The sequence below is a fragment of the Paenibacillus sp. NN59 genome (genome assembly GCF_057597225.1).
In genome coordinates, this window is sequence record NZ_CP199678.1 from 5121938 (window position 1) to 5134643 (window position 12706).

At 47.0% G+C, this 12706-nt stretch carries 11 protein-coding genes and 1 other annotated feature; all 11 genes read right to left on the reverse strand.

Annotated features, from left to right (window positions below; all coding sequences use genetic code 11):
• Positions 1-2 precede the first annotated feature (2 nt).
• The 11 genes from minC to ACT89M_RS22395 all read right to left on the reverse strand — a co-directional run bounded on the left by minC (position 3) and on the right by ACT89M_RS22395 (position 12328).
• Positions 3-665, reverse strand: coding sequence for a septum site-determining protein MinC (gene minC / locus ACT89M_RS22345; RefSeq protein ID WP_090919095.1), 663 nt, complete (start codon positions 663-665; stop codon positions 3-5).
• A gap of 74 nt (positions 666-739) precedes the next feature.
• Positions 740-1273, reverse strand: a complete 534-nt coding sequence (locus ACT89M_RS22350; protein ID WP_090919098.1) for a rod shape-determining protein MreD — start codon at positions 1271-1273, stop codon at positions 740-742.
• Complete coding sequence (mreC, locus tag ACT89M_RS22355) at positions 1273-2145, reverse strand: rod shape-determining protein MreC (RefSeq protein WP_090919101.1); 873 nt, start codon at positions 2143-2145, stop codon at positions 1273-1275. Before mreC ends, ACT89M_RS22350 begins: the two co-directional genes overlap by 1 nt.
• A gap of 180 nt (positions 2146-2325) precedes the next feature.
• Positions 2326-3360, reverse strand: a complete 1035-nt coding sequence (locus ACT89M_RS22360; RefSeq protein ID WP_090919103.1) for a rod shape-determining protein — start codon at positions 3358-3360, stop codon at positions 2326-2328.
• A 193-nt stretch (positions 3361-3553) separates the two neighbouring features.
• Positions 3554-4243 carry a RadC family protein gene (radC, locus tag ACT89M_RS22365; protein ID WP_154890965.1) on the reverse strand — a complete coding sequence of 230 codons (690 nt, stop codon included), beginning with the start codon at positions 4241-4243 and terminating at the stop codon, positions 3554-3556.
• A gap of 31 nt (positions 4244-4274) precedes the next feature.
• The gene (locus tag ACT89M_RS22370; RefSeq protein ID WP_123064555.1) at positions 4275-4889 is read right to left on the reverse strand and encodes a Maf family protein; all 615 of its coding nucleotides are present in this window, start codon (positions 4887-4889) and stop codon (positions 4275-4277) included.
• A gap of 89 nt (positions 4890-4978) precedes the next feature.
• Entirely contained in the window at positions 4979-5221 is a 243-nt protein-coding gene (locus tag ACT89M_RS22375; RefSeq protein WP_090919108.1) for a DUF4321 domain-containing protein, read from the reverse strand.
• 146 nt (positions 5222-5367) lie between these two features.
• Entirely contained in the window at positions 5368-6549 is a 1182-nt protein-coding gene (locus ACT89M_RS22380) for an SPOR domain-containing protein (RefSeq protein WP_154890966.1), read from the reverse strand.
• Between the two features lie 274 nt (positions 6550-6823).
• Complete coding sequence (murC, locus tag ACT89M_RS22385) at positions 6824-8143, reverse strand: UDP-N-acetylmuramate--L-alanine ligase (RefSeq protein WP_244159299.1); 1320 nt, start codon at positions 8141-8143, stop codon at positions 6824-6826.
• 56 nt (positions 8144-8199) lie between these two features.
• Positions 8200-9576, reverse strand: coding sequence for a bifunctional folylpolyglutamate synthase/dihydrofolate synthase (locus tag ACT89M_RS22390; RefSeq protein ID WP_308723113.1), 1377 nt, complete (start codon positions 9574-9576; stop codon positions 8200-8202).
• Between the two features lie 88 nt (positions 9577-9664).
• The gene (locus ACT89M_RS22395) at positions 9665-12328 is read right to left on the reverse strand and encodes a valine--tRNA ligase (protein ID WP_154890967.1); all 2664 of its coding nucleotides are present in this window, start codon (positions 12326-12328) and stop codon (positions 9665-9667) included.
• Positions 12329-12387: 59 nt separating this feature from the next.
• Positions 12388-12672 (reverse strand) — a binding site (T-box leader).
• Between the last annotated feature and the right edge of the window lie 34 nt (positions 12673-12706).

Consider the following 12706-nt stretch of genomic DNA (forward strand, 5'->3'; position numbering starts at 1 on the left):
AGCTACACTCCTTTAAACACATTAAAATCTCGGCGCAACCGAACGATATTGCTCATCTTGTCGATCTGCATCTGATTGTCCTGCAAATAAGCAAATTCCATTCCGGTTTCATGACTCTCCCATTCATCTGGAGGACGACTGATTACATCAGCAATACGCAACTGTGTTGGCGCAAATACCGATGCTGCGATAATAGCCTCTTCGTCCCCGCTGATTCCAGCATGAGCCATACCTCTGAGTGAACCCAAAACATATATATCCCCAGTACACGTCACCGTGCCCCCTGGATTGATATCTCCGAGAAACAGGAGATTCCCCTCATGATGAAGCACCTGACCTGATCGTACCATGCCGCACATCGTCACAATCGGCGGGGGACCTTTGACCTCCTGTACAAGTGCAGGCGAGTCAAAGGATCGGATCAGTAGATTCCCTTTTTGCTTCAATATATCCAGAATCTCTTCTTTCTGATCTTCCGTAATTTCTCGCGCTCCAAGCTTGATATCCACATGAACAATCGGTCCGGTCAAAATGTTTTGATGGCTGTGTTCCAGCTTATAGCGGAGCTCATAGAGCAATTCCTCGAATTCACATTGATCGTCCAACAGGAAAACCAAGCCGTCTCGGATGCCTTTAATCGTTACGTGATTCGATTTTACCGTCATAAGCCTGTCCCTCCCATCTCATTACATTTCGTGCCCCGGTTCCCAAGTTCCTGCTTCTCGCTCCATAAATGTCATCAGGAAGCTTCATCTGCTTTACTTTTAGGTGTGCCGATCTTCTCCAGCTGTTTGCGTAGAGGCACATAAATGATCAGGGTAAACACAAAGTGAACAAACAGATTAGGGATCATGTATTCAATCAGTGCCCAGTCAAAGGTCACATGATTGAGCTGGAAGAGCTTGTATAAGAAAAATAACATCGTATCATTCAGCAAACTTCCAAGCAGGACAACTGAAACCATGATGGGCATCGGTGCACGCGGTGCTTGAAATATAAGTCCCATCATATAAGCAGATAATCCCATGGAGAATCCGTAAGGGCCAATCATCTCCCCGTAGAAGACGACATCATGCAAGAGTCCAAATAATATGCCGAGCACAAGGGCTGTATGCCTGTGATAATACACAGCAAAAAATAAAATAACGATATAAACCAGGTTGGCTGATATACGCATTTGCCAGGCTGAAGGAATGATCTGCGGCAGAATCGTATCTTCAGCAATGAACAGAATGAACAGTAACAGAAACAGAACCTGTTTGCGCGTAACCATTATTGTTTAACCTCAGGCGGAATGATCACAATCAGTTCTTTCCAATCGAGGAAGTTGGCATAGGGTTTAATTGTAGCCGTCTGTGTTAAACCGTATTCGCTCTTCTCGACGCTTTTCACTTCTCCAATACGCATGTACTTTGGAAAATTGTTGATGATACCAGATGAGATAATTTCATCACCTTTTGCGATATTGGAATCCTCTGCAATCTTGGTCATCTTTAACATACCGCTCTTCGGATCATAACTCTCGATCATACCAAACACTTTCTCTTTGCCTACAGCCGTAGCCGCAATCGCATTCGATGTTGGGTCATTAGCATCCATTGAAGTTAGCAAGTTCACCGTTGATGTATACGAACTGACATGGCTGATCACCCCAACCAAACCTTCCTGTGATGTAACAGCCATACCTGGTTTGATGCCTGCATTCTCCCCGATGTCTATGTTAATCGTTCTACTGTTTGGATCGGAATTGGCACTTATTACTTGGGCAATTCGAGAACCATAGTTGTATCGATTCTGTTGTTCTTTTGTAAAATTGAGCGCTTGCTCGAGTTGCTTGTTTTTTTGCTCTAAGTCATTGTATTTCAATCGGTCACGCGTATAGTGTCCCATCGCGATGCGAAGCTCTTCATTTTCCTCGTATACCGCACGCATGTTCGCTACATCTTTGAAAAAGCCCGCTACATAAGAAGCGGGCTTGTAAAATACGTATTGTACAAATCCAACTGAATCCTTGAGGAATTTCTCCGGCCAGGATAAATTGGCTCGCGGACTAAGCGTAAAGCCCATCAGCGCGATAAATGTAACAAGGCCCACCAGCAAAACAAAAAGTCTTTTGTTGCCAAGCAGTTTAAACAGTTCCAACACCCTCTAACATCCATTATTCTCTTCCGAGCCCAGCCCGGCGGGGAGATATCAGACCTGAAGTCCCTGCGAGAATATCAATCGATCCTCCCCTGTTAAGCGGGTTATAGCTCTCCCGGGATATCCGGGTACTCTACATTGAAGTGTTGCCGCCCAATCAAGGATCAGACGGCAAGCAATCCATTAACGCTTGGAACGAACTGCTGAACTGCTTCTGCTCTTGAACATATGAATATTTTCCAGTGCTTTACCTGTGCCGATCGCTACGCAATCTAGCGGATTCTCCGCAACAATGACAGGCATTCCTGTCTCTCCAGCCAGCAGCTTATCCAGATTGCGAAGCAGAGCTCCGCCGCCTGTCAGGACAATTCCCCGATCCATAATGTCTGCTGCAAGCTCAGGAGGGCACTTCTCAAGTGTTACTTTTACCGCTTCAACAATAGCATTCACGGTGTCTGCCAGAGCTTCGCTGATCTCATCAGAAGTAATGGTAATCGTCTTCGGCAGACCTGTTACCAGATCACGTCCGCGAATTTCCATCGTTTCCACTTGTTCCAGCGGCATAGCTGAACCGATATCCATCTTCAACTGTTCGGATGTACGTTCACCGATCATCAGATTGTATTGGCGTTTGATGTACTGAATCACGGATTCATCCATCTCGTCACCTGCTACACGCACCGAACGGCTGGTTACGATACCACCTAGAGAAATGACTGCCACTTCAGTTGTACCGCCACCAATATCAACGACCATACTGCCTGTCGGTTCCCATACGGGCAGATCTGCACCAATAGCGGCTGCAAATGGTTCTTCGATCGTGTAAGCCTCACGTGCTCCTGCCTGTTTGGTCGCATCTTCAACTGCACGTTGTTCCACGGCCGTAATTCCGGATGGTACACATACCATCACGTTAGGATGACGCTGAAACATAGAGCGTTGCTTCTGTGCCTGACGAATAAAGTATTTGATCATCGTTGCAGTAGTATCGAAGTCAGCAATTACGCCATCTTTCATTGGACGAATAGCGCGGATATTGCCAGGTGTACGTCCAATCATTTTTTTAGCGGACTCACCCACAGCCTCGATACTTTTTGTATCCGTACGCAGTGCGACAACCGAAGGCTCGCGCACCACAATTCCTTTTCCACGTACATAAACCAGCGTATTCGCTGTCCCCAAATCAATACCCAAATCTTTCGTAAAACCACCAAACATGACGTATTCTCCTTTTCTGCCTCATATTGCTGCTCCTGTTTCATTACAAGAGCATAACTTTCATTCCCACGAAACCGTGGAGCTAATATTCGCATGTAGTATTTTGAATCTGAATCTGCAAAGTAAAGTGAACCTATCTTTGACGGACACGTCCGTTATCATTCATAGGAAAACATCAACGCCAACCATTATATTATACCAAGCCCTTCTCCTTCAAACTTACGTATGTTCCATCACCAATAACAAGGTGGTCCAGAACGTCAATGCCCACGATTGCGCCGGCTTCAATCAGTCTTTTGGTTATCTGAATATCTTCCGGACTAGGCGTTGGATCACCGCTGGGATGGTTATGTGCGCACACAATTGAGGCACTGCTACATTTGATGGCGGCACGAAATACTTCACGCGGATGTACAATTGAAGCATTCAGGCTGCCCATGGAGAGTGTTTCCTGAGCTATGATATGATTTTTGCTATTCAAAAAAAGACACACAAAATGTTCTTTCTGCAAATAACGCAGTTGTTCCATTAGAATATCCGCAGCATCACGCGGTGTACGGATCGATGTCGATGGAGCAAGCCGACTCTTGGCAATCCGATGGCCCAGTTCAATACCTGCTTTAAGCTGAACCGCTTTGGCTTGTCCAATGCCCTTCATAGCTGTCATCTCTTCAAGGCTCAGATCCATCAACGAACGGATGCCACCTGCTTGATTCAGTATCCGCTGTGCCATATGCATGGCGGATTCCTTTCTCGTTCCTGTTCGAAGTAATATAGCAAGCAATTCGGTATGACTCAAGGCGCCCGCCCCATATTCCATCATGCGTTCTCTCGGGCGATCTTCCTGGGGGATGTCGCGCATCATGTATTGAGGCGACTCCATACGTTCCCTCTTTTCACAGCATCCGTTTTGATTATGTTTGTGGCAACACGTACACGCCAAATCCCTCCAGCATGTCACTGAGCAGAGATAGTGGCAAGCCTACCACATTAAAATAACATCCTTCAATGCGGTCGATCAGTGAAGCGCCAATGCCTTGAATAGCATATGACCCTGCTTTGTCTGAAGGTTCTCCCGTCTTCACGTACGCACGAATCGTAGCTTCAGACAGTTCCTTCATCGTTACATCCGTCTGACGATAATGCACCACCGAATGTCCGGTAGCTGCATCGATACAAGCAACACCCGTAAACACACGATGTTCCCGTCCTTGCAGACGTGACAACATCTGCTCAGCATCAGACTCATCCACAGGCTTGCCCAGAATCTCATTGTCAAGCACAACAACGGTATCACTGCCGACGATAATGGCATCCTTACTGCTACCTTCCAGTCCACGATACACAGCAAGCGCCTTGCGAAGAGCCAATTCTTGCACGGTCTGTTCTGGGGTCCAGTCTGATGGTGTATTCTCATCGGCATAACTCGGTATAACTTCAAACGCTAAATGGAGTGACGCGATCAGTTCCTTGCGCCGCGGCGATGTGGAGGCCAGAATAATCGGGCGCTGTTCTGTGTTATTCGACATTAACGGCTCCTTATACTACGGCAACATCTGTCCGAATCACAATAATAGATGTCACTAGTTTATTTTTTTGGTCAACATTCGTCATTCTCCTACAGTCTGCGATACAGCCACACAGCCGCAATAATACCAATCAGACTCAGGAGGCTCATTTGAAATTGAAATGAAAGGTCATAACTGAAAATATCGAGATCAGCCTGGGGCGACCAGCGAATCGTCGTGACCTTGGTTAAAAAGGCTACAGCTTTAACAGGCTGCAGTGCCTTGGCGATCCACGCTCCGGCCATCCAGCCAAGCAGCAGAAACAATAATAACACGCCGAAGTTTTTTTTCATCGGTTAATCTTCCCTCGCCATTTTTTGACACCCACATTATTATACGGGGTTTTGTACGTCAATACAAACACAAATCCGGCAGGGGGAACTATTTCCAGTTCCTTGCCGGATAGGAGTTTTGAGGCGTTGTTATGGGAATAGGAGCTTTATTGCTTTATAGACTCAAGCCACTTTTTCTGTTGGAGCACATACTCCATCAAATCTGACTGTACCGCCCACATGTGAACAGCGTCCGGATTTTTATTATACTCTGCAATGGCTGTTATCGCACTGTTCATCGATTTCTCCATGCTGGTCACAACCGGTTGAACGTCTACCGCCATTCCAGGCGCAAGGCTTTTTATGCCGGTCAACCACGTTTGATGCTGCGTCTGTAGTGCTTCCATCATCTCTGGTGAAATGGCTGCTTGTACTGACTGACCCAATTGCTGGATCGAGAGTGTTGATAACTGATCGACAAGCGCGGAGCTGTTTTTGAAGAAAAGAGCAACGTCCTCCTGCTTATTACCAAAGATCGCCGGATCCACCGCCGGATTGACGATCTCTTTGACATATAATTCCACTCCCTGAGACTTTAGTCTGGTACTGAGGAGCTTGGCCTCCTCACGATCCGCTGAGATGCCGGCATATACGCGATTGCCATCTTCAGGGTCCGAACTCGCAGCCAAGCCCGTTTGGGTGAGTTCAAGCTTCGCTTGCTCCGCTCGTTCCGGGGAACTGAATACCCCGTATTGCAGGGCATAGTATGTACCACCTGCAGATGATACTTCAAGTTGCCCTGCAGTTCCAGCAACTCCGTCCTGACCTGACACAGTAGAAACACTCTGATTCACAGGTAGCATTTCATCCGGTTTTACCACGTTCTCCTTGTTAAAAAGGGACAAAATAACCATACCGAACAGAGCTCCGGTTACTAATGCCCCTGAAACAGAGCCGATCATCTTCCAGCCTCTGGGAGGACGATTTCGTTTATATGAATAGTTCTCCGATTCAACCATCCAGTTATGGCCCTGATCCAGATCTTGACTTCTTTCCGAATCAAATTCATATTTATCATCCTGCATATTCCGATCTGAGGCGTAGTTTGTATGGGGTGAACGGGAAGCATCTGCCAGAATCGTCCCTCCCCAATCCATAGGCATGTCCTCTACTGCCATTGATGAACCAGAGGTGTTGTTTGTGTCTGGTTCAGGCTTCGGCAACGACTGTACTGTATTAGGCAAATTTTCGTTCATTGTGACCAGTGTACTGGATGCCGTCATCCCCTGCTTTTCCAGCTTGTCCGACTCCTGATCTCCGAAGCGAAACGTCATTCTGGCGTTGCTCACCCGTACCCTCTCCTTTGTCCCATTTATATCATCTATATGTTGAGATGGAGGATAACATTCCACGGAATGATTAAATCTTCAGACTTTCTAATCATATGAATCCCAAGCCAAAAACGCCTGGCTCCATGAAGAAGACAGACGTTTTAAGTACGGTACCCGTTGATCAAAAGGTCCATGGAACATATACTCCGATGAGAAATCACAAGAATAGTAGCGATTGTTCCCCAATTTGTTGATCCCTAAGTTCAACTTGCATCATTTTGAAATCACAAAATTATTTCAAACCTTTGGCGAGTATATCGCCCACTTTCCAAATATCCCCTGCGCCCATCGTAAGCACAAGATCTCCTGGCTGTAGCCGCGGCTCTAGATCAGCCACAACTTCCTCTTTGGTCGGCAGGTATCTTGCTGATGCATTGCTGTTCTGTACGATCAGTTCAACGAGTCTTGCGGAGTGGACACCTTCAATCTGCTTTTCACCGGCAGGAGAATAGATATCGGTAATCAGCACCTCATCCGCCTCGGCAAAAGCCCGGCTGAACGCATCCAGCAGGAAAAATGTCCTTGTATAACGCTGAGGCTGAAATACAGCAATAATCCGTTTACCTGTCGCTTTCGCCGCACTGATTGTAGCTTCAATTTCTGTAGGGTGGTGAGCGTAATCGTCGATAATGAGCATATCACGCGCCTCACCCAACACCTGAAATCTGCGTTTCGCCCCATGGAATTGCACGATCGCTGCTGTAATCTTCTCAAACGGAATGCCTGCTTCAAGACAAGTAATAACCGTAGCCATCGCATTGTAGACGTTGTGTTTACCAGGTACTGACAACTCCACTGTTCCCATCGCTGTACCTCGATGATTCATGGTGAACGAGATACGGCGATCCCCGAGAACGATATCTGTTGCTGTGTAATCAGCAACCTGCTCGATGCCGTAAGTTGTAATGCGAGACTTGAGATGCGGCAAAATAGCCTGCACATTTTCATCATCAGCGCATACAATGGCTGTGCCCTCTGGACGAATCTGACTGAGGAACTGTACATAAGCTTTCTTTAGTTCCTCGAAGTCACTGTTATAATTCTCTAGATGGTCAGCTTCAATGTTCGTTACGATGCCAAGCCAAGGATGGTACTGTAAAAAAGAGCCATCGCTCTCGTCCGCTTCCGCGACAACCCACTCGCCTTGACCTGCTTTGGCATTGGTTCCCAAATTCATGATTTCTCCACCTATAATATAGGTAGGATCTATTTCACATTGCTCCATAACCAGTGCGATCATGGAAGAAGTTGTCGTTTTGCCATGCGCACCTGCAACGGCCACGCCTTTGCGCTCGTTTAACAAACGTGCCAGCATTTGAGCGCGATGAAGGATAGGTATGTTTAGCTGCTCCGCAGCTACACGTTCCACATTATCCGCAGGAGCTGCTGTAGAATAAACGACAAGATCCGCTCCGTTCACATGCTCCGCGGTATGTCCAATATATATTTTCGCCCCTTTGGCTGCCAACTTCTCTGTCAACTCCTGTGAAGCGACATCCGATCCGGTAACGGTATATCCCATCTCCAGCATAACCCGGGCGATGGCACTCATGCCATAACCGCCAATCCCTATAAAATGAACATGTTCCGATGTGTTTAACAAAACTTTCACCAACCTTTTTCAGAATCGGTTTGATGCAAAAGGGCCGCCCGCACGTCCGCAATCAGATAAAGCGTGCCGGAAACCACCCCCAGATCCTCCGCTTCCGTCCGTGACTTCAATAGATCAAGTGCCTTTGCCCAGTTCGGCTCGACGATGATATCCAGTTCCTGCTTCGCAATGGCGGGACGTACCCGTTCGACAATCTGCAACAATTCGGTTGCAGCCATTTTACGGCGGAAATCTGGCTCGGTCAGGATCAGCGTATCCACTAGTGGCAGTATATGCTGCAAATATGCTTCGTGATGCTTATTCGCCAGCATACCCATCATCAAAATTAACTTTTTTTGAGGATAACCGTCGATAATGCTCTTGGCAAGCGATTCTGCCCCTTCAGGATTATGCGCTCCATCGAGTACAATCAGTGGATTGTCACTGACTTTCTCAAATCTTCCCGCCCAGAAGGCATTCTCAAAACCAAGTTTAATATTGTCTTCATCCAGCATAAATGCCATATATTGTCTTAGTAATTCAAGAGACATTAATGCAGCAACAGCATTATCACATTGATATACACCTTGCATACGAATGTGAATATTCAGATCACGGAATGGACCGGAGAACTGAAGCGTTTGTCCATCCTTGCTACTTTCAAGCCTTTGGTATGAAAATTGGTCCCCAGCCAAGTACACCGTTGATCGCAATCGCTTCGCTCTCTCCTGAATGACCTTTACGGCTTCAGGTTGTACGGCACAGGTTACAACGGGTACACCCGGCTTAATGATGCCCGCCTTTTCATGTGCAATCTGCTCAACGGTATCTCCAAGGATATCCGTATGATCCATACCGATATTGGTGATGACGGACACAACGGGAGTAACAATATTCGTTACGTCCATCCTTCCCCCAAGCCCAGTCTCCCATACTACAATATCGGGGTAACACTCTTCCGCGTAATATAGCAGTGCCAGTGCCGTCGATACTTCAAACATCGTCGGTGAGCCGAGCGGTGTTGACGCCATTTCTTTTACGAGAGGAAGCAAACGATTCGACAGCTTTAACAATGTCTCTTCTGGGATGTCTTCACCGTTATATTGAAAACGGTTTGTAAACTTGGTGATATAAGGTGATGTAAACGTTCCAACGTCATATCCCGCTTGAAGCAGTACTGACGTCAAAAAAGCGCAAGTCGAACCTTTACCGTTCGTTCCCGCGACATGAATGAATTTGAGCCGTTGGTGCGGATTGCCAAGCTGTGACATCAGGCTTTCAATACGTTCAAGCCCAGGCCTGATACCAAAAGGAATAAGGCCATTGATCCAATCCACGGCCTCGTCATACGTCTGTAAAGGAGTAGCTTTATCTGTCCCGTTTAATTCCGTCATCTGATTCACCTTCAGTTCCCTGTTTGATTGAAGATTGAAAAAAGCAGCCGGATGGCGCCAAAAGCGTTCCATCCGACCCTTTTTGATATTAACCTTTGAGCTCTTTGATTCGTGCGATGACTTTATCCCGTTTATCCGAATAATCCGCTTGTTTGGCGCGTTCTTCCTCGATAACTTTAGCAGGAGCCTTCGCTACGAATCCCTCATTCGCCAGTTTTTTCTCCACACGGAGTACTTCACCTTCAAGGTTCTGAAGTTCTTTCTCCAGACGAGCTACTTCCTGCTCAATATCAATCAGACCTGCGAGCGGCAAGTACAATTCCGCTCCCGTGATGATCGCTGTCATGGCTTTGTCTGGTGAACTCAGATCCAATCCGCTCTCGAATTCGGATGTATTACAGAAGCGTTTGATGTAATGACTGTTGCGTTCGATAATACTAGATGCTTCCTCACTGTTCGCTTTGACCATTAATTCGATCTTTTTGCTCATCGGCACATTCACTTCGGCACGGATGTTCCGAACAGCACGAATGGTATCCATCAGCAAGTTCATCTCCGCAACAGCTCCCGGATTCTCCAGCGCAGGGTCGTATACTGGCCAGGAAGCAAGTGTAATGGTCTCTCCCTCATGAGGCAGATGTTGCCAGATCTCTTCAGAGATGTATGGCATAAACGGATGAATCAGGCGCATGGTCTGATCCAGCACGTAGGCCAGCACCGATTGTGTTTTCTTTTTCGCAACCGGATCTTCTCCGTAGAATGACAGCTTGGCGAATTCGATGTACCAGTCACACAGATCATCCCAGATAAAGTTGTACAATACACGCCCTGTTTCCCCAAACTCATACGCATCGATTAGACGCGTAATATCTCGGGAAGTTTCGTTGAGGCGGTGCAAAATCCAATAATCCGCTGTTCCGAGCTCACCGCTGATGTCACGATCTTCATAAGTGAAACCTTCCAGATTCATCAACGCAAAGCGGGAAGCATTCCAGATTTTGTTGGCGAAGTTACGAGCCTGCTCGACCCGCTCCCAGCGGAAACGCAAATCCTGTCCCGGAGTACTGCTGGTCGAGATCATGTAACGCATCGCATCTGCACCGTACTTCTCGATAACATCCAGCGGGTCTACACCGTTCCCAAGAGACTTGGACATCTTACGTCCATCAGCGTCACGTACAAGACCATGCATCAGTACATCCTTGAACGGAATTTCATCCGTAAATTCCAGGGCAGTGAAAATCATACGCGCCACCCAGAAATAAATGATGTCATAACCTGTAACGAGTACATTTGTTGGATAATAACGCTTCAGATCATCTGTATTTTCAGGCCAGCCCAATGTAGAGAACGGCCATAGTGCCGAGCTAAACCACGTATCCAGAACGTCCTCATCCTGTTTCAACTTGCGCCCTGCATATTCAGGCAATGTTGTTGGATCTTCTGCGGATACAATCACTTCACCTGTTTCTTCGTCGTACCAAGCAGGAATACGATGTCCCCACCACAGTTGACGGGAAATACACCAGTCACGAACGTTTTCAATCCAGTTCAGATACGTTTTCTCAAAACGATCCGGAACAAAGTTAACCCCTTCGCCGCTTTGCTGCTTTTTGATTGCTCTCTCCGCGAGTGGTTTCATCTCTACGAACCATTGTGTGGACAAGTAAGGCTCCACTACTGCTCCGGTGCGCTCACTGTGTCCAACCTGGTGCATATGATCTTCAATATTAATCAGGACACCTTGTTCTTTCAGATCAGCCACGATCTGTTTGCGGCATTCGCTACGATCCAGCCCCTGATATTTGCCAGCTTCCGCATTCATTGTTCCACTTTCATCCATAACGGTAATTTGAGGCAAGTCATGACGTAAACCTACTTCAAAGTCATTCGGATCATGCGCAGGTGTGATTTTCACTGCACCGCTACCGAACTCTTTGTCTACGTAGTCATCCGCAATGACTGGAATCTCACGACCGATGATAGGCAATACGAGTGTTTTACCGATCATGTCTGCATAACGTTCATCTTTAGGATGAACGGCAACAGCAGAATCACCCAGCATCGTTTCCGGACGTGTCGTTGCCACAGTAATGTGACCACTCCCGTCTTTGAGCGGATAACGCAGATGATAGAGATGACCCTGAACTTCCTTATATTCAACCTCAATATCCGAGAGCGCAGTACGATTCACCGGATCCCAGTTAATGATACGTTTACCGCGATAAATAAGTCCTTTCTCATATAACTGCACAAATACTTTACGCACCGCTTTGGATAGACCTTCATCCAGCGTAAAACGTTCACGGGAGTAGTCGAGAGACAGACCCATTTTGCCCCATTGCTGACGAATGGTTGTAGCGTACTGGTCTTTCCAATCCCAGACTTTCTCCAGAAACTTCTCACGTCCCAGATCATAACGCGTTAATCCATCTTCACGCAGCTTCTGTTCCACTTTCGTCTGGGTCGCAATACCTGCGTGGTCGGAACCTGGCAACCAAAGTGCGTCATATCCCTGCATCCGTTTTGTACGAATAAGGATATCCTGTAGGGTAAAGTCAAGTGCATGACCGATGTGAAGCATCCCCGTTACGTTCGGAGGTGGAATTACAATGGTATATGGCTCGGCATCCTTGCGTTTACCCGCTTGGAAATACCCGCGCTCCGTCCAGGTGGAGTACCATTTATCTTCTGCCGCCTTCGGGTCGTAAGTCGTCGGCATTTCAGTTGTTGCTTTTTTTTGTTCAGACATGTTTCATTCCTCCGTTACGTCATCTTCATCGCTAAAAAAACAAAAAAACCTTTCATCCATCAAAGGACGAAAGGTTAGCTTTCGCGGTACCACCTTTGTTTCACGCTGATAACAGAGATCATGGTTCATGCTCTCAATCGGACGGCGTGACACTTCAAGCAGATAACGGCTGCAACCGGCCTATCCTACCTCCGAGGTTAATGAATGTATTACATCCACCTCCAGTACTCAAACAGGCAACTCCCGGGCGACTTCGATCAGTTGGTTCCTGCGGAATCTCACAGCGCATCGATCCCACTCTCTGAAAGGTCATACTGTCTACTACTCCCGATCCACGTCATTATTCAAAAAATCCTAAACACATCATACCTTGCTCGT